At 60.3% G+C, this 23,991-nt stretch carries 16 protein-coding genes; 10 read left to right on the top strand and 6 right to left on the bottom strand.

Annotation, left to right across the window (positions count from 1 at the left end):
* The first annotated feature begins 4 nt into the window (after nt 1–4).
* The 3 genes from AC1RWL_RS07230 (at nt 5) to AC1RWL_RS07220 (ending at nt 1,631) form a co-directional block, all read left to right on the top strand.
* A complete protein-coding gene (locus AC1RWL_RS07230; protein WP_493094069.1) occupies nt 5–616 on the top strand; it encodes a cysteine hydrolase family protein in 612 nt (203 codons plus the stop codon).
* A 3-nt stretch (nt 617–619) separates the two neighbouring features.
* Nucleotides 620–1,096: a MarR family winged helix-turn-helix transcriptional regulator gene (locus AC1RWL_RS07225; RefSeq protein ID WP_493094068.1), complete on the top strand. Its 477-nt coding sequence runs from the start codon at nt 620–622 to the stop codon at nt 1,094–1,096.
* A gap of 70 nt (nt 1,097–1,166) precedes the next feature.
* Nucleotides 1,167–1,631: an RbsD/FucU family protein gene (locus tag AC1RWL_RS07220; protein WP_493094067.1), complete on the top strand. Its 465-nt coding sequence runs from the start codon at nt 1,167–1,169 to the stop codon at nt 1,629–1,631.
* Between the two features lie 1,446 nt (nt 1,632–3,077).
* Here AC1RWL_RS07220 and AC1RWL_RS07215 read toward each other — a convergent pair.
* The 4 genes from AC1RWL_RS07215 to AC1RWL_RS07200 all read right to left on the bottom strand — a co-directional run bounded on the left by AC1RWL_RS07215 (nt 3,078) and on the right by AC1RWL_RS07200 (nt 13,147).
* Nucleotides 3,078–4,826, bottom strand: coding sequence for a S1 family peptidase (locus tag AC1RWL_RS07215; RefSeq protein WP_493094066.1), 1,749 nt, complete (start codon nt 4,824–4,826; stop codon nt 3,078–3,080).
* Between the two features lie 120 nt (nt 4,827–4,946).
* Nucleotides 4,947–7,673: a phospholipase D-like domain-containing protein gene (locus AC1RWL_RS07210; RefSeq protein WP_493094065.1), complete on the bottom strand. Its 2,727-nt coding sequence runs from the start codon at nt 7,671–7,673 to the stop codon at nt 4,947–4,949.
* Nucleotides 7,674–7,829: 156 nt separating this feature from the next.
* Nucleotides 7,830–10,559 carry a trypsin-like serine peptidase gene (locus AC1RWL_RS07205; RefSeq protein WP_493094064.1) on the bottom strand — a complete coding sequence of 910 codons (2,730 nt, stop codon included), beginning with the start codon at nt 10,557–10,559 and terminating at the stop codon, nt 7,830–7,832.
* A gap of 26 nt (nt 10,560–10,585) precedes the next feature.
* Nucleotides 10,586–13,147: an N-acetylmuramoyl-L-alanine amidase gene (locus AC1RWL_RS07200; RefSeq protein ID WP_493094063.1), complete on the bottom strand. Its 2,562-nt coding sequence runs from the start codon at nt 13,145–13,147 to the stop codon at nt 10,586–10,588.
* A 349-nt stretch (nt 13,148–13,496) separates the two neighbouring features.
* Here AC1RWL_RS07200 and AC1RWL_RS07195 point away from each other — a divergent pair, with 349 nt between their 5' ends.
* On the top strand, nt 13,497–14,804 hold the full coding sequence (locus AC1RWL_RS07195) for a YcaO-like family protein (RefSeq protein ID WP_493094062.1): 1,308 nt from the start codon (nt 13,497–13,499) through the stop codon (nt 14,802–14,804).
* 28 nt (nt 14,805–14,832) lie between these two features.
* Complete coding sequence (locus AC1RWL_RS07190) at nt 14,833–16,908, top strand: AfsR/SARP family transcriptional regulator (protein WP_493094061.1); 2,076 nt, start codon at nt 14,833–14,835, stop codon at nt 16,906–16,908.
* Here the strand turns inward: AC1RWL_RS07190 and AC1RWL_RS07185 are convergent.
* Nucleotides 16,870–17,229, bottom strand: a complete 360-nt coding sequence (locus tag AC1RWL_RS07185) for a hypothetical protein (protein ID WP_493094060.1) — start codon at nt 17,227–17,229, stop codon at nt 16,870–16,872. The two genes, AC1RWL_RS07190 and AC1RWL_RS07185, sit on opposite strands and share 39 nt — an antisense overlap.
* A gap of 45 nt (nt 17,230–17,274) precedes the next feature.
* Entirely contained in the window at nt 17,275–19,083 is a 1,809-nt protein-coding gene (locus AC1RWL_RS07180; protein WP_493094059.1) for a peroxidase family protein, read from the bottom strand.
* A 269-nt stretch (nt 19,084–19,352) separates the two neighbouring features.
* Between AC1RWL_RS07180 and AC1RWL_RS07175 the strand changes: the two genes are divergently transcribed.
* The 5 genes from AC1RWL_RS07175 (at nt 19,353) to AC1RWL_RS07155 (ending at nt 23,930) form a co-directional block, all read left to right on the top strand.
* A complete protein-coding gene (locus tag AC1RWL_RS07175; protein ID WP_493094058.1) occupies nt 19,353–19,697 on the top strand; it encodes a hypothetical protein in 345 nt (114 codons plus the stop codon).
* A gap of 68 nt (nt 19,698–19,765) precedes the next feature.
* Nucleotides 19,766–21,265 carry a S8 family peptidase gene (locus AC1RWL_RS07170; RefSeq protein WP_493094057.1) on the top strand — a complete coding sequence of 500 codons (1,500 nt, stop codon included), beginning with the start codon at nt 19,766–19,768 and terminating at the stop codon, nt 21,263–21,265.
* A gap of 14 nt (nt 21,266–21,279) precedes the next feature.
* The gene (locus tag AC1RWL_RS07165) at nt 21,280–22,527 is read left to right on the top strand and encodes a phage tail tip lysozyme (RefSeq protein WP_493094056.1); all 1,248 of its coding nucleotides are present in this window, start codon (nt 21,280–21,282) and stop codon (nt 22,525–22,527) included.
* 137 nt (nt 22,528–22,664) lie between these two features.
* Nucleotides 22,665–23,642, top strand: coding sequence for a trypsin-like serine peptidase (locus AC1RWL_RS07160; RefSeq protein WP_493094055.1), 978 nt, complete (start codon nt 22,665–22,667; stop codon nt 23,640–23,642).
* A gap of 6 nt (nt 23,643–23,648) precedes the next feature.
* The gene (locus AC1RWL_RS07155) at nt 23,649–23,930 is read left to right on the top strand and encodes a carboxypeptidase-like regulatory domain-containing protein (protein ID WP_493094054.1); all 282 of its coding nucleotides are present in this window, start codon (nt 23,649–23,651) and stop codon (nt 23,928–23,930) included.
* The last annotated feature ends 61 nt before the right edge of the window (nt 23,931–23,991 follow it).

The following is a 23,991-nucleotide window of genomic DNA, read 5'->3' as shown; positions in this document are numbered from 1 at the left end:
TCCGATGCGTTTGGCCCCGCTCTCCCTAAATACGCTCCATGTGGTCATCGACATGCAGCGCATCTTTGCCGAGGAAACGGTCTGGCATACGCCCGTCATCGCCGGGATCGTCCCCAACGTCATCTCGCTCTGCGAAGCGCTGCCCGAAAGCACGCTCTTTGCGAAATTCATGCTCCCGCAATCGGCGGATGCTGCAAGCGGCTGCTGGAAGACCTATTACAAGCGTTGGACGGCGATGACACTGGATGTCATGCCCGCCGAAATGCAGGACGTGATCGACCCGTTGAAACGCTTCGCCAACGGTGGAAACGAATTCGAAAAGTTCACCTATTCCGCGTTCGGCTCTTCCTGGTTCGTAGCATATCTGAAAGAGCACGCGATCGACACGATCGTCTTCAGCGGGGTCGAGACCGATGTCTGCGTCTATGCCAGCGTGCTTGATGCCGTCGATGCCGGCTATCGTGTCGTCATCGCCGCCGATGCGGTCGGCAGCTCCGACATGGCGGCGCATCACGCGACCATGACCCACCTTGCTCCCCGCCTTTCCGATCAGGTCGATATTGTGCCGACTGCAAGCATCGTCAACGCATGGACGGAAGGCCGGAGAGAGCTCTAGAACATGACTAAGGACCCCGACAAGACAAATAGCTTATCTCCAGAAGAAGACGGGCCGCGTCGAGCGTCGGCCCAATATGCGCTGGGGGATCAGGTCGGCTTCTTTCTGCGGCAGGCAAACCAGCGTCACGTCGCCATATTCTCGAATCTGATCTCCGAAAAGCTGACGACAACCCAATGGGCAGCGCTGGCCAAGCTCAAAGACCTGCAGCCCTGCTCGCAAGGCAATCTGGGGCGCGAAATCGCGATGGATATGGCCACTATCAAGGGCGTCGTCGATCGTCTGGTCAAGCGCGGCCTCGTTCATAGCGAAGCGGATCCGGCCGACGGCCGCCGCCTGGTGTTGACGCTGACGGAATCCGGTCATGAAACAATTGAAAGAAATCTGCCGGCCGCTCTTAGCGTCTCGGAAGAGACTCTGAGCCCGCTGACTGTGGGCGAACGCATGATGCTGATGGAACTGTTACGGAAGATTTCCTGATCTGCGACCGCCAACATCGATTTTCGCGCCCAGCAGGCTATTTGTCTGAAACAGGATTGGTGAACCGACCGTGCTGAAAAATATCGATCCGGCTCTCAATGCCGATGTGCTGCACGCACTGCGCTCCATGGGGCATGGCGATACGCTCGTCATTTCGGACACGAATTTCCCCTCCGACTCCATTGCGCGGCATACATCCGTCGGGAAAGTTCTCAGGATCGATAATGTGCCGGCCGCAAGGGCGGTCAAGGCCATCCTATCGGTGATGCCGCTCGACACACCCCTCCAATCCTCCGCAGGCAGGATGGAATTGATGGGTGCACCTGGCGAAATACCGGCCGTTCAAAAGGAAGTCCAAGCGGAGATAGATCGCGCCAACGGCACGGTTGTTCCGATGTATGGAATAGAGCGCTTTGCGTTTTACGAGGAGGCGAAACGAGCCTACTGCGTTGTGACGACGGGAGAGACTCGTTTTTATGGGTGTTTCCTGTTCAGAAAGGGTGTCATCCCCCCAAATGATGACGACGCCCATTGAATGGCGGGAGCCGTTTTTCGATACTTGATATCGTCGTTGGAGATGTGGTGTTTCTTGCTGCGCATGCCAAATCGTGCCGAGGCGGTAAAGGGCAGTGGCTTTTCGATTGGTCCCGGCGGCAAGAGGTCGAACCAGGCCGCTGCGGCGGCAAGGGCCGGCGCAGATTTCGTACATTACCCCGCTCGGCCGAATGCCTTCTCCGACATGGCTGCGGGCACTCAAAGAAGAAGGCATTCACCTATTGTCACTCGGATGGAAAACTTTCTGAGAGGCGCGGCCTGCATCGTCGTCAACGACCGCGCGGGTAAAAACGCTATCATCGTTTGTCCCGGCGCGGGAGATGCGTTTGCGGGCGGGTGTGCCGCTGCGATGTTGAAGGGTGAAACCCCTCTGGACGCCGCTCATTTTGCTTGCGCAACCGCTCGCGTTGCGGTCGCGGACGCGGCACTCTCGCGACGATCCGCTCGTTTCCCGCCGGTTTCTTCGCGCACATCCTTCTGCCAAATGCCGTATGGCGCACCTGTCAGGTATGATGGGGTGGTATTTTAACGCACTCTCCGACGGAGCAGATATGCCCTGGGCGAAGCGATTGGTCGATGCGCTTGACCAACTATATGGCGATTCCGATGGAGCAGCAGTTTAATTCAGATATTGCCGTGCGGGATTTGACGGACGAAGAATTCGGTTCATTAATGGATGAGTTCGATACTCCATCGGGAGTCGAACGGGGAGGTGCGTCCACAAGGATCGCCGCCCTTTTTCGGCTTTTGGCGAAAGCCGAGCGCCAGTCTTCGAGTGGGCGTGAGGGTCGGCGACGGTTTTGTCCCACTGGAAAATGCCGGGCTTGAGCGGGTGCCGGCAGACGGATCGATCAACGTCGTGTTGAACCGCTTTCATTTGCGGAATCTGCCAAGTCAGCAGTGCCTTGCCCAATTGACATGGACAACTCCGACTGGTTCTCAAATTCAAGAAAGGAGCAGGTGTCGCACGCGACGGCTTGCCGTGCAGGAGAGCTCGGTACCGTGTCGGCCGTTGGCCTTCCCGTGTTCGGGAACCTTCGGACCAAGGATGGTATCGAACTCAGCATTGGCGTCTATGTGATGGCCAAGGAGAAGTAAGCATTCCGATATATTGCAAGTTCGCGTGGGAAGGCGGAGCACTATGAGATATACGAATGTGCCTATAAATCGGTTGAAACTCGGTTAGTTCACACCGCAATCAGATTCACGGACAGTGCCCATCACTTGTACAGTCTATAGCCGTAGTGCGGCGCGCTTTATAGCCTTTGTCGCAAATGACATCTTGCCTGTTGCCTGCACCTTGAAGCGATAAGCTCTCGCGGCACAACCGAAATGAAAGCTGCGACTAGTTCTGGGCAAAAGGCGGGATCTAAGATCTTTAATAACAGGTCCATCGTCCGCGCCGCTGCGCGAGATGCGACAATCGCTACTGCTCCTGCGTGGCCTCTCCGCCGAGGCGCTTTCGGATGGTTTCGAGTGCGGCAGCTGGGATCGATTCGGAATAGGCGAACTTGCCGCGCTTTTCCTGCCACATGCCGGCATAGCTCATGCCGATCACTTTTCCCGTCAAGAGATCGACGAAGGGCCCGCCGCCGGTGCCCGCCGTGGTGCTGATGTCGCTCGTGAATATCGATCGTCCTCCGAATGCCAGGATGCGTCCCGGCATCACACGCTTGACCCCGCCCACGTTCTGCAGGAGGCGGAAATTGAATTCGGCGGGCATGCGGAAATCAATGGCGGGATATCCCACGACGTAGGCATAACGGCCAATCACCGTGTTTGGCTCGATCGCCGTATCGGCGATTGGAACCGGCACGATCAGCGCGGGATCGTGCGCGCGAAGTTCGACCAGGGCCACGTTGGATCCATCGGAGCTGCCATCATAGACGATCTTTTCCATCGCCAGACTGTCCGCGCAGCGATCGTCAGCAAAACCCATGCATAGTTTCAGAACACCGGCCGGAGGCTCTTCTCCATCCTTCCCGATCATCGGGTCCAAGACATGTCTGGTCGTCACCATCAATCCGGGAGCAACAATGAAGCCGGTCGCAACATGTTTTCCGTCTGCATCGACGACCATTCCTGTCGCGGCCGAGATCGCAGCAATATCGGGCGATCGACGTACGAGCAGGCTGGTCCAGTTGGGCGGTACGTCGTGCGGTTTGCCGTCTTCCAGTCTGATTGCGGGCCTGGCCAGGGCAAGGGCGGCGATCCGTCTTTCTTCTTCAGGAAGCGTGCGCAGGGTTGGGCTCAGCATCGCGTAGCGCAGACGATCTTCCTGAGCATCGACAAGTTCTCCAGGCACCCGCTTCTCCTCCGGCAGGAGATCGAGCAGATCCGCGCGTAGGCGATAGATGTCAGGCAGCACTGTCTTGTCGGCATAATGCGATCGCAACACGGCGGCGTGACGGCGCACGATATTCGTCTGCGGATCGCCAAGCCCATCGACACTTGAGGCCATCTCTTCGAGCGCATAGAGATCGCCGAGCGCGGCCATGAAGTCGCAAAATTGCGCCCGTGGCGAAAGCTTCGCCAGGCCTTGTGGCTCTTGCGTCGCCTTTGCGAGTCTTCCATTGATCCACGAGCCCGCCAGCGCAAACGGACCCGTCCCGTCGCTACTTGCTCTTGCCCATGTGATGGAACAGGCGATATGGGCCGCGACGGCCTGTGCATTTCCGCGGTTCGGGGTGAGGAATCTTGCAATAGCCCCGTTGTCGCCGGCGATGTCGGGAGCGCCGGGCCAGTTCACCAGCGCCATGACGGACGACTCCTGTTGCGTGACCGAGCCGGTTATTTCATTCGGAGCAAGAAAGGCGCGGCGCACCGCTGTCAGAACTTGGCGCACATTGATTTCCTGGACCGTGATATCGATGCCACCCATCACCTCCGGCGGAAGCTGAAGTGGCGCGATGCCATCGACCCGGTAGGTCGTGTCGCTCAGAGCATCTCGTCGCGTTCCGTAATCCGTCAATTGCTGTACAAGAATGCTCTGCTGGGCAACGATCCGTTTCGCGAAGGCGTCGCTCTCTGCATCATCCTTGCCAAGCCCGGTGATCACGTCGAAGCGGCCGATGTAGACGCGCTTATCGAGCCAGACGAACCAGAGTTCACGAATCGCGACGGAGGTGATCCCGAGGAGCAGAACCGTGTAGATCACTTTGAAGAGCAAGCTCATTTTTCGTCTCCGTCATGACGTTCGTCGCGCCGCACCACCACCTGCTCGCCGTTCGGGCGAGCGGCCGAAATTGTGTCAGACACATGTCGTCGCGGAGGCGTTACGTCCGCGCCTACATATCTATCCTTCGAGAAATTCCGTGAGCGAGATCCGACGGAATCCTGGAGCGGGCCGGTCTCCGACGGCGATGCGCGGTGCTTCGCGGACTACGCTTTCGCGAATTATCGGGTCCTTGGCACGAGTCCAGTCGACCTCGAAGACATCGCGGTAATAGCCGGCGATTTCTGCATCGTCGAAGAGCAGGCTCGCATCGCGGTTGGACGTCACGCCGCCGCCGCTCCAGTTGTGGCTACCGACGAGGACGCGCCGACCATCGACGATCATGCCCTTCGTATGGGTTTTCGGAAGATGCTTGAGACATCTGTCGAGGTCGAGCCCCCGCGTCTTGAGGTCCTCGGCGCATAGGACCCAGCTGTCGAAGTCGGATCTAAGAATGATGCGCAGATCGGAAATCTGTTCTGACTTTCTGATCAGCGCGGTTACCAGCCTGTCGAGATTGCCCTTGGCGCTGGGCTTGTAGGAGTCGATATAGGGTATCTGAAACAGCAACTGGCTTCTGGCGGACTCGATGAGATCGACAACCGCATCGGTGTAGACCTTTCCGCGCTTGTCTGGTGTAAGCAGGGCGCGCACCTTCACACGGCGGTTGACCGGCTTCGGCTCAAACATCTGGCGCGCGGGCGCTTCGAGTTCGAAGGATTCCAGCAGGACGTCAGGGACATCGACGAATACGTCCCTGACGAATGCCTCGGCGGTTCCGCCATTGTTCTGCGAAAAATCCAGATCCGCCAATATGTGATTGCGGAAGCGGGTGGCCAGGGTCTTATTCTTGATCACCACATGCCATTCGCGATTGCCCTTCTTGGCCCGTATCTTAGCTGGGTTGTCGAGATCGGCAGCGGGGATGTCAGGCTGGCTCGAGCCTTTCCAATTACCACTGGAGAGCCAGAAACGGTCGGCATCATCGACCGTCACCTTGATGTGATACGAGTTGGCGATCAGACCGGTCGGGCCTTCCGGCACATAGATACGGCTGAAGTTGAAATCGTTCGCCCATCTTTCGAACACGTCGCGGCGGTTGAAGTCGCCCGGCTTTACGCCGCCTTCATCGACGCGCGTCGCATTGTCCATCACCAGGGACATGCTGACGCCTTTGACAAGCCGGTTTTCGATGGCCGCGGCGATATGCTCCGCGTGAAATTCGTAGATCGACGACACCATCCGGTTTTCGGCTTTGGCGATGAAGTCGGAGAGCACGGACCAACTCCGTTCCGGTCCTACATGGCAAAGCACTTCCATATCCTCATCGACAGGATCGAAACTGAAATCCGGCCCGGTCCGATCATCGTCGTTATAAGCGATCGAGTCGAAGGGCGCCTCGCTGGTCACACTAGGGGTGTCGAGCAACTCGCCAATGGTTGCAGGTCGGATTGTGACGGCGTGGCCAAGAAAGGTCTCTGGCATGCGAGCCCGCAGCTGAGCGAGTTTTTCCGGATGGATCACGACCTGAATGCAAGGGATGTCTGTAAACTTGCCAGCCTTGACGGCAAGTCCGCGGCGAACATCCAGGATTCCGTCGCCGCGATGTCCGTCGGCAAAGCGGCGCACCGCTTCGTCGATCTGAGCGGTTTCGGCGGTGGCGGCGATCGGGCTGCCGATCGAAATCGAGACCGTTATCGGCAGGTTGAAGGAAATTGACGCGCTCGTCGCGGCGGGGGCGGGCGTCGCGGTATTTTGCACGCCCGGCGAACTTGCGACGACATCGATGGATCGTTGCGCCACGGTTGTTTCCAGTTCCCAGGGGCGCTGTCCGAGATACTTTCGGATCGTCGAGGCCGGCACGGCATAATTTTCGAGCATGTATGCACCTGCAAAATGGAGCGCGACCGCCTTTCCAGTCTTGAGATCGATAACGGCAGAGCCTGAATTTCCCCCGAGCGTGGTGCAGTCGTGGGTCGCCCAACCGCGAGAGTTCGGCATGACGACACCAGGTGCGGCACGCTTGACGTCGTATTTTCCGCCGAACACCTGCTCCATCCATCGCTGATCCTGGATGATGTCCGAGCCCGCGCGCGCGGGATAGCCGATGACGGCGACCTGCGTACCAGCCGGCGCGTCTGTATCCGCAAGCAGCACGCGATCCTGGCGTGCACCATCGCTGGTACGGCGAATCCTGAGAAAGGCAATGTCGGCGACCTGCCGCGACTCTATGAACAGGATGCAATCCACCGGACTGGCTTCGCTTTCCAGGCTGTCCATTTCGCGCTTCCAGTTGACTGTGGTTTCGATCGCGTCGCCGAAGCGGCCGGGAAGAAAAGCATAGGTGCGACCATCGCGGCGTCCGATGAGTTCGGCGACATGGCTGTTGGTGACGACGATATCGGGCGCCACCTGCCAGGCTGTGCCGATGAAGCTGGCATTGCGCGGGAAATTGACGACGTCGATACGCCCCACCAGCGGGATCACTGGATTGAGCTTAGGCGCGGCGTCAAGCAAGCGCTGTGCCATGAGCTCGCCATCCGGCGGCTCAATGAAGGCGGGAGCGCGCGCGATCCGATCGGACCTGATGGGCAGTACCGGCCGTCCAGGCCGCACCATGGTTTCAAGCATCATCGGCAGGTCAGGCAGCGTGAGACCGTCGGCTTCCAGAACGGCAGCGCCTTCAGTCACGGCGGCACCTGTGCGGGTCGAGACGGCCGTGGCGAGTTCGGGGTCGAACCGGTTCAGATTCTGGAGCCAGTCCTGAATCTTTTTCGGCGTAAGATCGAGTGCAGAACCGTCAGCCACTGTCTTTCTCCCTAGCTTGGGCGTGAAAAATCTCGGTCATAAAAGCAAGGCGTGTGGGGGTAGACGCGGCACGTGCTCGATGCGCGCAAGACATGCCGCCGCCGGCAACTTGGCATTCCGGACGGACCTTCAAAAGCGGCCTCGCATCCATCACGGTCATCCCCCGGCTACACGAAATGCGGCGACGGCCTCGTCGATATTGCGCTGCCGGTTGGTCAGGATCGTCGTCCCGGCGTGGACATAATCGGTTCCGCCCAGAAATTCGTCGATAGGCTCGTCGTTGATAATGCCATTGAGGATGCTGTCGAACGGGACTCGGCGGCTGCGATAATTGCGGCTGACGAAATAGCCGTGAACGATCCCCGCCAGCAGGCGGGCACCGCGCTCCGGCATTCCGTCGATGCCTGGTGTCCGGAACAAATCGCGGTAAAGCTTTCGTCCTCCCACCGTGGCCACGGTCTTGTTGCGAATCTGCCCGAGATAAAGCGCGTAACTCTCTATATTGACTTCGATCAGCATTGGCCGGTTCCAGGCCGGAGCGCCCGGACCGATCCAGAAGCCGATGTTTTCGGGCAGGGGATAGAGGCCGATCTCACCGAGCGAGTGGCGGAAATTCGGATCGACGCCGCCGCTGCCGAGGCCGGCCTCGGCGAAGGTAATCACCCAGAGATCGAGTTCCGTAAGCGGCGAAAGATCGGGATAGACCGCGCCCTGTCGAGCCGCAACCTCGGCCAGAAGCCTACCAAGCTGGCTGCGATTGGCCGAGAGAAACCGCAGCTTGTTCAACCCGTGCCAGCTCAGCCCGTCGAACCATGGCCGCCCAGCCTCCGTCCGCGCAGCGGGACTGGACTGCAGCAGTGGCGCCGCCGATGCCGCGGGAAGATTTTCGACAGATCCGATGCTTTGCCCTTCGCCTCTGGCAAGAATGGCATCGAGCTTGGCGTCGAGCGCCTGTTCCGATTCCCTCTTGCCGTGTGCATCCAGCGCCAGCCTTAAAACGGCGGGCCGGTTGTCGGTCAGCTTCTGGACGAATTTCTCCATCTTGCGGTTTTTGATGACGCTGAAGAAATCCTGTTCGTTGCCGGTAAGGTCGAGATCGGCCATGACGAACACATTGCGGACAGGCGAGGACGGCGCGCGTAAATAGCTGATGGCGCTGCCGCGGCGCTGATCGACCGCGGCCGTGCATTGATACTGCCGGGCACGCAGCGCCTTGCAATCGAACTCGGCCAGTGGAGGCTCGATATCGCCGCCGATGACCCAATCACCCCGATCACCTTGCTCGATTGCCATCTCCATTGCGCGGACCAGCAGCTTGGATATGAGTCTTCGCCGAGTCTCGTCGCTTTTGACGGCCCGCAGGCCAAGCGGGACGATGTTGATCGTCCCCGTCGATTTCTCCGTGACCTTGTTCATCGCCACTCTGAACAGGCCGGGTGGGTGATGCCGTGAACCCGCTCCGTCCGGTGTTGCGATCACTTCACTCCAGGCAGCGGAGACGGTGCTTGGCCAGTCCGCGCGGGAACATGTCACCGTCGTCGGTCGCCAGATGATGGCAGTGGCGAACTGTCGTATCTGCGCGTCGGTTTCGGAGAACTGCAGCTCGAATTGCTCGCCGAACCTCTTGCCCAACTCTTGGACGATCGAGGCCGCAACTGCGGGCGTTACATCTGCAAGGCACCAGATATCCTGATTGAGATCCGTCATGGCGGTGACGACATCCTCGATCTTCACCGATACGCTGGTATTGTCGAACAGCCAGCGCAGGCTCCAGAAGCCGATATCCATGTCCTGCTCGGACCCGCCATAAATTGCGCGCACACGCGCAGCGTCGCTTTCATACTGGCTCTGCCGGCCGAGAGCGCCGAACACGCCCGTCAACGTGTCCGATCCTGCCATGCACTCGAGGATTTCCGCAGCACTTTCAGCATCCTTTTCCCCGGGGCGTATCCGCGATTCAAGGTCGATTGCGATGGCCGAGATCTTGATGCCTTCATTGCCGATCGTCACATCCCGGCCATCGGAAAGCTTCGGCTCAAAGTCTGGATAGACGCGCCTCAAATCCTCTACCTTCCAGGAGGCATGATGCAGTGCCACCAATTTGCCATTACGATTGATCACGCAGGCACCCGAGGAACCTCTATCGGTATCGGCGGCATAGAGAATATTCAGCGAGTTGACGGCGAGCAGTTCGGTGTCGTCCAACGAGACTTCCTTCAGCCGCCCTCGCGGATGGTGGATGACGAATGTCGGCTCGTATGTGCTGATCATGAACGAGCCGCGTTCCATGGGGATGACGCCGAACTGCTCCGACGCCTTCTCGGATATCCATACGAAGCTGTAGTCCAGACCGCCCCCGGTGGCCGGGCTGGTGACGAACAGGCGCGACGGTGACAGCTCGAACCGGACCACGGGGGGCTCGGTCGTATTGACATTGGCGAAAAGCTGATCGCGTGGCCACTCATAGCCGAATTCGACGGTTGCGGCTTCGGCCACGGCTACGCTGTTGAGCACATGGTGATTGGTTAGCAGAATGTTCGGCGCTACCAGGAAACCCGTGCCGTGCCAGCCGCCACGTATATTCTGATGATTTAACTGACCTTCCGGTACGACGATCCGCGCGACCGACCGCCGGTATCCGGCAAGAATATCGAGCAACGAGGCAGGCACGGTATTCCAGCCGCCAACCTCGGCTTCCAACTGCGGGCCGCCGAGGGCTTTCTGGCGGGTCGCGGTCCAGCCTTCCAGCATGCGCTCGGGATTGGTCACGCCCGCATTGGCAGGCATGTCGGCGAATGGCTTGAGGTCTCTCCAGTCGGATATGAACGGCACCTGTTGGGTGTCCGTCCAACCGGGCGGGTGGGAAGAATGTGATGATGAGGCCATGGTTCAGCTCCTGCCGGAGGGTGGTATCAACCGTTCCAGTCCCTGTTGACGCCCCTGGTATCCACGTGGATGAAGGTGCCGTAGCGGCCGACACCGCCGGAGAACTCGGAACTTAAACTCCGCACGGCCAGCGCCGCCCGGTGCCAGCTATCGACCGTCCCACTGTCGCAATGCCAGTCTATGGCGTTGAAGCGCATATGCAGGCTGGCGCTTTCGCCACCGATACATGTGTTGTAAGCGTTGTTGCGGTAGCACGAGAGGATGCGGATCGGTGCTCCCAGGCGCGCGCGGATCGCGTCAAGCATCCGCGCCGTCTTAGCGATGTTCGGCCAGAGATGTTCCGGCGGCAGACTGTTTCTGCCGGCGCATCGGGCTCCCGAAGCATTGCTGTTGCCAAGAAAAAGAAACTCGGCCGGTGAGAAATGGGCGAGCCGGAGCCCGCGTATGAACGCCTCATAGCGTGCCATGTCGAAGCCGGCACTCTCGACATTGGCGAAGACGGCTTCGAGCCGTCCCGTATCGGCGTCCACATCATATCCCAGATCGGACACGTTGAAGCCGGTGCCGACATCCATGCCGGCGAATTCGTTGAGATCCTCGGAGCCATTTTCCTCGAATGCCACGCGATCGCGCGCGAGGCTTTCTGCGATCTGGCGGGACAGGTCAGGGTGGGTACTGCTGGTCGTCCCGCCCAGTTCATGGCCGCCGACCCATGCCGCGGTTGACTCAAGGGAGCGATGGGCCGCATGGTCCGCCCCCGGTCCACCGCCCCCTTCGGCCGTCCCCATATAGACCCATAGGGTCTTTCCGGCGGCGGCTGCTGCGAGTTCGATAGCATCCCCGATCTCACCGGAATCGGCAGTCTCGAAATCGATGCTTTCCGTGGACGGCCGGAGATAGGATTTGATGCCGCGGGCAAGCGCATCCGCGATCCGATCGCGATAGGCATTGGTTTTTAGCCTTGCCTCTTCGTCGGCCCGGTCGAGAAAGCTGACCTCGAGCAGAACTGCGGCGGTACGTGGTGACTGGCTGGTGCGATCGATCACGCCGAACCCGCCCAGCTTGATGCCTCCCGCATGAGACTTGTTGCGATCGGAAAGGCCCAGTTCCGCTACCATCGCCGCCTGAACCGCCACACAGAGACGTCGCGACGCGTCGTTATGGCTGGTGTGAACGAATGTCTCGGTGCCCTGCGCGTTATGGTTGTCCGATGCATTGAAGTGGACCGAGACGAACACGGGGGCATCACGCCGTTTTGCCACCGCCGCCCTGTTGGCCAGCGACAGGTTGGTGTCGTCGCCCCGCGTCAGCAAAACTTCAAATCCATGAGCTTCAAGCTTTGCCTTGGCTCTCTTGACGACATCGAGTGTCAGAACCTTTTCGAGCGTGCCCGATGGACCGATCGCGTTGTTCCAGCTGGAGCCGCCGAGCTTGACGGGCGGTGCGGTTCCGCCATGACCGGGATCGAGCACGACGAGGGTGCGGCTTGCGGCCTCGAGACCGGGCAAATTACCTCCGGCCGTGGATTCGAGCGATGCGACCGCAGTTTCGACGTCGGCCGTGCTGTCGCTGATGGCGCTTTCGACAATGACCGACGATTCGGCCGCGAGAGCCAAAATTGCCTTGCGGAACTCCTGGGCGGCACGCGCGAAGCCTTCATTTTTTGGATGCAGTTCGTCGAACCAGCTCTCGCTCGTGGTACCGACCTTGCCGCGCAGATCTACGAGTTGGAAATTACCGAACTCGCCTTCGAGCGTCCGCAGGCCGGCTGCGAACCGGTCTAGCACCAGTTCGACGATCTTCCGGCCGATGGCGAGGGAAATGCCGCGGTCCTCGAGCGGCTTGCCGATCCACTTGCCGTCGCGTATCGGAAAGGGAAGATCATAGCCATGTCCGAGCACGCGGACTTGCGGGAAGTGCCGGCGCACATCGGTCAGGATGGTGCGATAGGCCGCCAGAACCCTGCGTAGCGCGGCTTCGAGCGCAGGCAGGTTGATGAGATCCTCAGCCTTCTTGCCTTTGGCGAAGGTGTGCAGTAGATCGGCAAACCGCCCGTCGCCGAGAATGTCGTTGCCGCCGCCGGAAAGAATGAAGACTTTTGCTGCGCTCTGCTTGAGCGCGGGGACATATTCCTTCCGCGCGGCCATGTCCTCGACCAGATCGCCCGCAGCGCCGAGCGAGAAAATCGCCTTGTCCGGATCCTTGTTGAGCTGGTCGACGATATCGTCGAGCAGAAGCGGATACTGTGTCCAGCTGTCGCCATCCTCGACGATATGCATTCCCTTGAAGCCGATCGCCGTCTTGGCCTTGTAGCTGACCAAGCGGCCGGCACGGGCGATCTTGTTGGCCCAGTTGAGGGCCGCATTGCTTTCGAGCGCGATCTCGGCCAGCTGCTGTCTTATTTCAGGCTTCAGCTGGATTGCTGCATCGAAAGGCTTGTCGGCACCCTCGGAAGCTTTGGACGGTTCGTAAAGTTCGCGAAGCAGGTCGTCGAGCGAGTCCTTGTCGCCGGTTGCAACCGCCGCATCGATCCGTTCCTGGATGGCTTCGGCAAGTGTCTGGCCTTCACGCAGATTCAAGGTTGCCATTGTCATTCCCTCCAACGAGCATGCCCTGCAACGAGCATGATTGAGCATTTGCGATGCATGTGCATTCTTGGGATCCGTTGCGCGGGTCGGTTTGATGCCTCTAATGGAAGCATCACCAGGAGCGCAGCGCGCGACGAGGCTTTCAACATACGGATTCTTGAAGTCGATCGGTGGCGCTGCTCTTTCTTGGCAACGCCCTGTGCGTTGAAGGGGTATCAGGGTGCCGTGAACTCAGCGTGAAGTCCGGTTTGCCGATCTCCGGGACGACTGGAAAATCGCGATGTCCTAGGCCAGGATCGGCAGATGCCGGCCGTCTGTTTGCAATCAAGTTATTTCCCGGACCCAGGTCATGATCGATCCATTTCAATTGTTTCGTTCCGCTGCGGATTTTCTTGAAGATGGCCCGTGGGGCTTCGATGACGCTCAGCGCGCAAGATTGACCCAGCTTCTCGACGGTGTCGGTCTGGGCGCGGAGGGTGAACATGCCGAATGGGAGTCTCGGCGTCTGGACACTGCACGACTGCTGCGGGCCACGGCCGAGCTGGACGGCGTCTTCCGGCTCCGCTCGCGGCAAGCGCCGGGGTTTGCCTTTTTCGGAGGGCTCATCACGCCGCGCGGGATCGACGGTTCGCCCCTGCTGGACATGTCCAGCAGCATCAGCGGTGCGGGCCTGTCCCCCGGTGATGCATTTCGGTCATGCATTGGCGAGGGTGTCGAATATGTCGCGCAGTTCAAGCGCCCGACCATCGGCCTGCGGCATGGGACCATGGATGAGGCCATTGCCTGGAACGGCGGCCCGCATACGGCGGCGATGATGCATTGGGTCGAGACCGATCGTGCCATCGACTGGATCCTTGCCGAACGGATCGTGGATGGCCGCCAGCTGTGGATACCAGCCTGTCTGACACTGCGCCCCACCGAGGGCGATCGATGGGCTGTGGGCAGCGGGTGCGCGGCCGGCTCGACAGCCTCCGTCGCTCTTAGAGGCGCGATGTTCGAGGTCATTGAACGAGACGCGGTCGCAATGTGGTGGCGCGGCGGGCGGCCGCTGGCGAGGATCACGCATGACCAGTGCGCCGCATTGGGTATAGATGAGCTGCTGCATCGGATAGGGGGAAACCAGCGGGATCGCGTGACGTTGCTCTACCAAATTCCGAGCGATTTTGGCCTTGCGTGTGTCGCCTCGATTTCTTTCGACAGAGATGGCGGCAATTTTGCCGGAGGCTACGCCTGTGACGACGATCCGTTCCGGGCATGCCAGTCGGCGATCCGGGAAATGTGCCAGATGGAGCTGGGCAACGAGATCGTCGCAAGCCGGATGGCCGGTTCCAAGCAATCTGCAAGTGATATGGACCGGTCGATCCACAATCGGATGAATACAGTAAGACAGGATGCTCAACAGTTTCGATGCGAACGAGTGGCCGACCTGTCACAGCCCGGCGCCAGGACGACTGAAGATGTGGCCTCCGGGCTGGCTGCTGCCGGTTACGAGGCGTATCGGGTCGATCTCACAATGGATCAGTTTGGTATACCTGTTGCGAAAATCATCGTTCCCGGCCTGCAACCTTACTCATCGAGTTATCAGACCCGGAGACTCTCGAATTCAATCTTGGAGCGATTGGATTCTGATCATGCATCGGAATTAGATTTGTTTTAGACTATCTCCGGTGTGTTGGGGAGCAGTCATGGTGGGAAGGCATTTGCAATCCGGTGCAACTAACCAGCCGGGCCTTGGGCGAGGTGAACTGGCCATAACGACCTGCGGAAAACCTACATTGGTATTTGGCGGGCAGGATATCCCCATAAACAATCGCAAGTCGATCGCCGTTCTCGCCTACCTGGCTAACACCGCGCATGGTTCGGAGTCGCGCGAGCGCCTCGCGGGCCTGTTGTGGAGCGAATCGAGTGAGCACAATGCACGCGCGTCCCTGCGCCAGACGATCGGCGACCTACGAGAAAGGCTTTCTTCTCTCAATCCTTCCCCTTTCAGAGCCGATCGGCTCAGCGCGAATCTCGATCTCGCCCAAATCGATTGCGATCTCATCAATATTCGGCAGGCGCTGGACAAGGGTACGGTCCACCCCATCCTTATGGAACGGCCACGCGTTTTCGAGGATTTTCTGGCGGGGTTCGACGATCTCGATCCGTCCTTTAGGACTTGGCTGATCGTGCAGCGCCAATGCCTGCATGACCACGCCGTCAGGCGGCTCGAGGAATTGATCGCCACGGAATCGAGCCTGCCATCTCTCAGGCAGATCGGCCTTGCTCTACTCAACCTCGATCCGACTCATGAGCTTGGTTGCCGGACGGCGATGGAGGCGATGGTCCGTCTGGGCGACACCGCCGGAGCACTTCGGCTTTACAAGGCGCTTTGGGACATCCTCAACGAGGAATTCGAACTTGAGCCATCGCAGAAAACACAGGATCTGGTCGTCGATATCAAGCTTGGCAAGATCGGCGCGTCGCCCAACATCGACATCAGCATGACTGGCCTCAACGCCCCGCTGCCGGCGCAATTGCTGACGCTTTTCGTCGGTTCGTTCGATGCGCAGGGCGTCAGGGGCGAGGCGCAGGCATTCATCCGCTTCTTCCGCCACGAGCTGGTCGTATCGCTGGTCCGCTTTCGCGACTGGACAATTCTAGAGCTGGATGAACGGGCGGTCCCGCGATCCAACCGGCCCTGCTTTCTCATCGAAGCAATCGTGTTCCGCGACGGCCAAGAGCTGCGTTATGCCCTGACGTTGAAGGACGTCGCCAGCGGCCGTTTCGTCTGGAGCGAGCAATTCTCGATCGGATTGAGCGACTGGTATCAGACCCAGCAGCGCATCATCCGCCGCATCGCCGTCGCGCTGGATGTCAACATGTCGTCGGAACGGCTGATGCAGATGGCAGCCTTGCCGGAGCTGTCGCTCAATCAGTTCGACAAGTGGCTCAAGGCGCGAGAACTCATCTTCAGATGGCGACCGCAGGACGACGCAAGGGCTGAAGAGCTGTTTCGCTCTATTATCGCTGAGGCACCGCATTTCGCTCCCGCCTATTCCGGCATTGCCGGCATTTTGAATTCGCGCCATCTCATCTTTCCCGGAGTCTTCCGGTCTCCCGACATACAGGCGGAAGCACTCCGGCTGGCCAAGCAGGCCGTGCAAATTGATCCGATCGACTCTCGCACCCAGCTGCACCTCGGCTGGTCATTCGCCATGAACGGGCAGCCGGACAAGGCCGCAATGAATTTTCTGCTGGCATGTGAGCTCAATGGCAACGATCCTTGGGCGCTCGTATCCGCATCGCTCGGCCTTGCCTATTGCGATGACGCCGACAACGCCGAACGTCTGTCACGCAGCGCCCTCGATATCGGCCTCGGTGTGTCGAAGCTTCACTGGGGCTATCAGGCGAGCATTCGATTCATTGCCGGAGACTTCAGGGGATGCGTTGAGGCCGCAGATCAGGCGGAAGACGCCGCCTTCTATGTCGGAGCATGGAAAGCCGCAGCACTCGCACTGGAAGGCGATATCGCGGCCGCCCGCATCGAAGCGCGGCGCTTCGCCCAACTTATCCGCTCAAACTGGTTTGGCCAGGACAATCCGGAGGACACGAGGATTGCAAGCTGGGTGCTGCATTGCTTCCCGATCGTCAACGCAGCCGTCAGATTCAATCTCCAGCAGGGACTGGAACTTGCGGGGCTGGGGCCGGCCCCGACCGACCGCCAGCTGATCGCGGCTGCCTTACCGGCAACCGCGGATCGTGTAGTCGGCTATCCGTGAATAAAAGAAGGGCTCGCGCTTGAATTCGTCGGGCTTGAGAATTGCGTCGAAGTAGAAATCCGGTACGCCGTACTGGCTGAGGTCGTCGGTTTCGTCCAGGAGCTGCTTCTGCGAATGCGTCACCTGATTGTTAGGCGGCAGGCGCAGGAAAAAGACATGATCATAACCCTGCATGATCTGTATTTCCTTGAACCGTTCCGGCACCTCGACCAGCCCGGCAAGCTGTTCTTTGAATTCCGCGAGATCGCGTGGACGCGAACTCGGATCCTGTGCCCATTGGACGACCTTCTGGCCCGCCTTCTCGAAATCGAGGATCTTCATTGGCTCCGGAAAAACGTCGAGATTATCAGACATGTTTACTCTCCCTTACTTTGGCTTCGAAACGGTTGTTGCGAATGCCGGCATGACGTCATGCAGCTTCAGCATCTGTGCGATGAAAAGGATGACGGCGGGCATGGTCGATGGCAGTGCACCCTGAAAGATGTCTTCCGCCAATCGGGCGGTCGTCGCCGCTGCTGCCTCGTCCTCGTCGTCGAGATCGATCAGACGCGCCATGAACACGTCTCCGACGAGGACCGAGCCGAGTGTCCCGAGCGACTGACCGTTCGTTTCGAAGGCCGCCTCGCAGAGCAGCCATAACAGAAGGGGAGGATTGGCGGACAGATGCGCCAGTTCCGTCGGCGTGAAGCCGACATCGAACGCACGAAGCCACGCATTCAGCCGGTCCTTGCGCTCCATGGGATTCGACAGGAGGCTACTCTTGCCGACTACATTATCAGGCAATCGCGCGATCAGTCCATCGAGCGTCTGCAATCCGCCTACGACGCCGCGGATCAGGTCCGAAAGCAGCAGGCCCGAAATATCGGCCGCAGGGAACTGCTTGGCATCCTCGGTCGAGGGCACGACGCCCGGTACGCTTCCAATATACGTGTTGCCGAACATGCCGTTGGAGAGAAGAATGTCGTTGTAGCTCGGTCCGATGCGGCGGCCTGGCTGCGGGGACTTTCCGCCGAGGTCGAAGAAATGGGACCAGTCGGCGATCCAGTTCTTGGACACGGGGAACTTGTAGGAGCGCACGGCCGAGCGCTGCCGCAGCGCATCGCGGATACCTTCGCCCATCGGGACTTCGTCGTTGAAGACATAGGACATGCGCACCATGGAATGACCCAATCTGTAAGCCGCATGGGAGAATTCAACCGGTACGCCATCCGGCGATCGATCGACCAAAGGCATAAAACCATTGCCGGAATAGAGCGTCCATACGTCGTCACTGAGCAGCCGTTTGAGCAGGTCGTCGCGAATGACGCGACGGTAGACAAGCGTCGTGATGCGGCGTGCATGAAGGAAAAGATGCAGGCCTCTCGGCGCTGCATCCGCGACGGCCTCCGGCAATGCGGTCGTGATCGCGCGCAGCGCCGTGACGACTGCATTGTGCAGGTGATGGAACAGCGCCGTGATCTGCGCGACCATCGCATTGTCGTCATTGCGGGAATCCGGGATCAGGATATCAGGCCGGCCTCTTTGCGGTCGCCCGCTCAGGTCGTTTTGCCCAAAGCGCGGGATGTCGCGGAACCCGAAGGGGCATTTTCCCTCTTTTTCATAGCCCGCAACTTGCACACCATCCATCGAGCTCATTCGAAGCGTGGCGCGTGCTCCTTCGCCCGGTGCCGCCGGCTCGTAGAGTGCAGGCTCCATCTGGGGCCCGCGCCCGTAAAGCGCATCGAGACAGAGCGGCCGTTCCCGAAGATTGCGGTGACTGACCTCGACCGAACCGAGCTCGGGCAACAGCGACGAATTGCGGATGATGTCATGCGCGACGAACTGCCCGAGATAGGTGTAGCCGGCCGGGATCCGGGGATTGAAATTCTTGTCGACCGCCGACGTCACGCCATCGCCGAACGTAAAAGGCCCGGCCATTCTTCGCATCAGTTTCGCGAACATGACCTGCGTTTCCCAGGCAGTATCGAGACCACGATAAATCTGGTCGGCGGACTCGCCCTCGGCGACGCCGAAATTTCGAAAAGCGTGCCGTGATGTCGCGGACGCTGCCATCTCCGTCGACAGGTTGAAATTCTCGGTCCGCATCCCTGCCGTCGAATCCAGACTCGATTTCACCGTCTCGACGGGACTGCGAATCTCCAGGCTTGCCGGTTTGGCTCCCCCATGTGCGCTCATGCTGCCTACCCCTTGACATCACCTGCCGCAACAAGACGAAATCTACTTTACCGAGAAAATATTCCAGCAATAATTACAGGATGCAATAGAAATTCGCCCGTCCTGTCCGCTTGCGCCCCAACCGGGCCGGGCACGAGTGGAACAAAGCATCTTGCCGTGAACCCAGCGTGAACTGGCCGCTCGCCTCGTCCGCCACGGTCCAATCACGCTGAGTTCACGATGGAAGTGGAAGCTTCTCTCCGCATCAGTTCAGCGGTGAGGACGAGGCTGTGCAAAACGGGCGAACCAACGTCACCTTCCTTCTGCCTAGCGGGCTGGAACCACGCCAGTACCAGGATCTTGCACGCGCTCTGGTCGATCACGTCGCCCGGCATTCACCGGTCAGTGAAGCCGCTTCAGGGACCGGCGACGGCTATGTCAAACTCTCCGAATTGAACCAGGCGCCGCCCGAGGATGTTCCCATCCTCAACGACTCCACCTGGACACTCAGCATATCCGTACCTGACGGCACCGATGTCCAGAAGCTGGTCGCGGAGGCAAAACGCCTGCCCGACGGCGGCGGCATCGAGATCGAGGCGGCCGCGCAGTATCGCACATCAAACCCTGAAGCCTGATCTCGCGGGAATGGTCCCGCGTGAACAGTCGTCAGCATTGCCAGGAGTCTGACATGTCAAGAACAGGAATGTCCCGTGCGCAGGATCAGATCAACATCTTGCTTAAGTTTCCGCTTGAGCAGCAGCTCGGCAGCGACGTCGTGGCGGCCCTCGAAAGCGCTGACCGGCACATGCGGCGCGACGCGCTTCGAGATATCGAAGCCCATGAATCCGATCATCGACCGCAGGGAGAAGACGTGGTGCGCCGCGTCTGCGCGCGGATCAGCGCCAAGGCGCCGACTATGGCGGTTGCCAGCGAGGAGACGGGACTGCACTTCATTTCGATAGACGATCTGGACCCTGGTGTCGGACCGCCGGAGGGTGTGCCGATCTACAACCCCTATACCGGCGTGCTTTCCGTCTATCCCGAAAGCAATGTCAGCGAAGAGGACGCGGTGTCAGGCATCCGGGAAGCCGTGTCGAACGACGACGCGGTGGACGGTGTCGAACCGATTGCGATCTATAGGGCGCTCGCAGCGCTGGACGCCACATTCGATGCCGAACCCGAAATGGTCTTCGTGAATGAAGCGCCCGGCGGTTACTATGCCCAAGGCGATATCTGGACCGAGGCAACGCTCGAGGCTGCCGACACGGGCGAAATGATCCCGTGGGGCCTGAACCGGATCGGCGCTCGTGCGGCCTGGCGGCGCGGATATCAGGGGCAGGGGATCACGGTCGCGGTCATCGACACGGGCCTTGGCCCCCACATCGATCTTCCGGCACCGCTACGTGGGGCCACCTTCATCCCCGGCAGCATCTCGTTCAACGATGACCATGGCCACGGCACCCATGTCGCAGGCACCATTGCCGCGCGGCGTGGCAACGGTGTCGGCGTGGTTGGCCTCGCACCCCAGGCCCAGTTGCTCGCCGTCAAGGTACTGGCACGCGACGGCTATTCACGCGGCGATTCCGTCGCGCTCGGCGTCACCTGGGCGGCGAACAACGGCGCCCGTATCATCAACATGAGTCTCGGCAGCCCGCAATCGACCGACTCCATGCGCCGCGCGGTCCTTTATGCGCGGTCGCGCGCGGTGATCGTGTGTGCCGCAGCGGGCAACGATTACGGCGGACGCGTGGCCTATCCGGCGGCGTTCGACGATGCGTGCCTTGCCGTGGCGGCGACGGATCAGGCGGATCGCCGCGCGGTCTTCAGCAATCGTGGACCGCAGCTCGACCTATGCGCGCCCGGCGTGTCGATCCGCTCGACATATCTCGCCAATGGCTACCGCGAACTGAACGGCACAAGCATGGCGACACCCCATGTTGCTGGCGCCTGCGCAATTCTATTGTCCCGGTATCCCGGCCTGCTGCCGCTTGCCGTCCAGCGGCACCTTGAAACAACGGCGACGCCGCTCGGCTCTCCCGATCAATATGGTCGGGGGCTCGTCCATGCGGACCGCGCGATCGCCACGGCACTGCGCTCGGGACCTCCCGCACCCATCTCGGCGCCCGCCGCTCAGTCTTCGGCCGCGGTAGCCGCCAAGACCGAAAAAGCGCCCGTTGCCAAGCGGCGGCGCGGCACGCGCTGAAGGAGGGTACGGATATGACCAACTATCGGCTGTTCATTACCAAGGCGCCGGGCATCATGGAAAAGCTGATGCGGGACTTGAGTTTCAGCACCGTCCAAGCCGCTGCGATCCTCGGCAATCTCGGGCATGAGTGCAACGGGTTCCTCTCCATGCAGGAGAAACGTCCTATCGCCGGTCGTGGCGGTTACGGATGGAGTCAATGGACAGGCCCTCGCCGTCGAGCCTTCGAAGCCTGGTGCGATAACCACGGGCTCGATATCGATTCCGACGAAGCCAACTATGGCTTCCTCAAGCTCGAACTGTCGACTAGCCACCGGAACGCGAGGAATGCCTTGCTCCGGGAAACGGATCTGGTTCGCGCGGTGCGCGTCTTCGAGCGAACGTTCCTGATCGCCGGCATTCCGCACTATCCCAGCCGTGAACGCTACGCCCAATTGGCGCTGGAAGCCTATCGTGGCGGCGAGTCGCATTCGATCATGCTCGAGTCGGCGGTAGAAACCGGCAAGGACGACGACTATCTTGATGCAGGGCTGGAAATGCTAGCGGGCGACGCGATGGTGCGGTCACGCCCGGCCTCGGCCAGACACGTCAGGCACGATGCGGATTGTGGCTGCTCCGGAAACCGGCAAGCATCGACCCGCTTCTGGGCAGAATCGGCTCCGATATCCAGGTTCGACGTCGGGACCGGGCTTGAAGCGGGCGCTCTCGCGGCCGGGCCTGCGATTCACGGCACCGCCTCGTGGGGTGCGCGTCCGCCGAAAGCCGCCATCACGCTCCTGAACCACAAGCCGAAAGGTATCGTCATCCACCATACAGCAAGCGCCAATGTCTCGGATATATCGCTTGCCCACGCCAAAGATCTCGCCCGCACCATCCAGGACTTCCATATGGGCCCGAAGCGCAAATGGAACGATACGGGCCAGCATTTCACTGTCAGCCGGGGCGGGCACATCCTCGAAGGTCGGCACCGCAGCCTAGAAGCGGCCAAGGCAGGGCGCCAGCATGTTCTCGGCGCCCATGCCGACACCGCCTGCAACAATGATTATGTCGGCATCGAGAACGAAGGCACCTACATGACCGGGCTGCCGCCGGCCACGCAATGGCGGGCGCTCGTCGAGCTCTGCGCGTGGCTCTGCAACCAGTATGACATGAGTACCGATGACATTATCGGGCACCGGCAGTGCAAGAGCACCCTTTGCCCAGGCGACCGGTTCTTCGCGCAGCTGGGGACGCTGCGCCACGATGTGGCGAATGCCCTCTGATTGGGACAACCGGTATCGGACCATATCTGTCAACGGCCGCCGTACCTCCATGGGCGGCCTAATGCCGGTGGGTCGCCGTTTTCCTGCGTCGCGGCCCACCGGCTCTGCAAAGACTTCCCTATGCCGGACTGCAGCAGATGCTGCGTCCGATCTTGATGAAGACTTGGAAACCGACGGAGGACAATGTGATGGAAGTTAAATCTGTGAACAGTCCGGTCCGTGCTGCGGGCCGCGAGGGCGATCCGCTGCCGGCCAAGCCATCGCAGGTGGCGGAAAAGACCGTGATCACGCCCGCGGCGGCGCAGCCGCCGGCGCTTTCGACCATGGTGCTGCGGCGGGTGGTCGTCGGCAAGTCCGCAACGCCGCTGGTCACGCCGGAGCAGACAGGTCTCGAATCCGTGCTTGACGTCGATGAGAGGACTCGGATCGTCAACACCATGGAATCACCCTGGCGCATGATTTGCTCGCTCTCCATCGAGTCCGATTGGGGCACCTATGTCGGCACGGGTTGGCTGGTCGCACCAACAACCGTCATAACCGCCGGTCATTGCGTCTTCGACAAGAACCAGATGAACGGCTGGGCGAAGGAGATCACCGTCATTCCCGGCCGCGAACGAGAGATCAGACCTTACGACAAGGCCGTCGCGACCCGGTTCTCGACGGTGGACCGCTGGATATCCGCGCAGGACCCGGATTTCGACATCGCGGCAATTCATCTCGACGCACCGTTTGATATCGGTCCTGACAGCGTCTTCAGGGTCGGCGCCTTCACCGACGATGAACTGGTCGGATATCTGGTCAATGTCGGCGGATATCCGGCCACGCCAGGAGGCGGCCGGGAGCTTTACTGGGCGAAGAACCGGATCCGCGCCGTCACGCCACAACGGATTTTCTACGATGTCGATACATCGGGTGGACAGAGCGGCGGTCCGGCTTTCATTTTCCGCGAGGGCGAAACCCAGCCGATCGTGGTCGGCATCCATGCCTATGGATTCGGCGGAACGCCTGCGAGCATGAACATGCGCGTGAACTCGGCGCCGCGGATCATTCCCGCCGTCGTCGAACAGATCGAGAAATGGTGTACGGTCGGGCACGGAGGCGGCAACGGAGGGTAACCTGTGATGGTCACGGCCGTACGTCGGGTGCTGCATACGGGGCGCGTATCCCACGGCGACGGCCGGCCGGCGGGTGGCGCCTTGGTGTGGGTGTCGTCTGGGACAGCACCGACGCCGGAGATCGCCGTGGTCTGCGACGACGATGGGCAGTTCCGGCTTTCCCTGCCGCCGGGCCAGTTCGTGATCAAAGCGCGGTCGAGCGACGGAATGGAGGGCAGGATCGATGAGGATCTCGGCGCCGAACCGGCGCAGCTTGAGATCAGGCTCGATGAAGGCGTGCAGAAATAGTCGGGAATATTCGGCGGTAGGGATGCCCATGAAACGGAAGAGCCGAGCATCCCAATGAACA

Source organism: Shinella sp. GW821-FHT10F02, from assembly GCF_058809275.1.
Note: the sequence above shows the minus strand (reverse complement) of the source record. Positions and strands in the feature narration are given on the sequence as shown.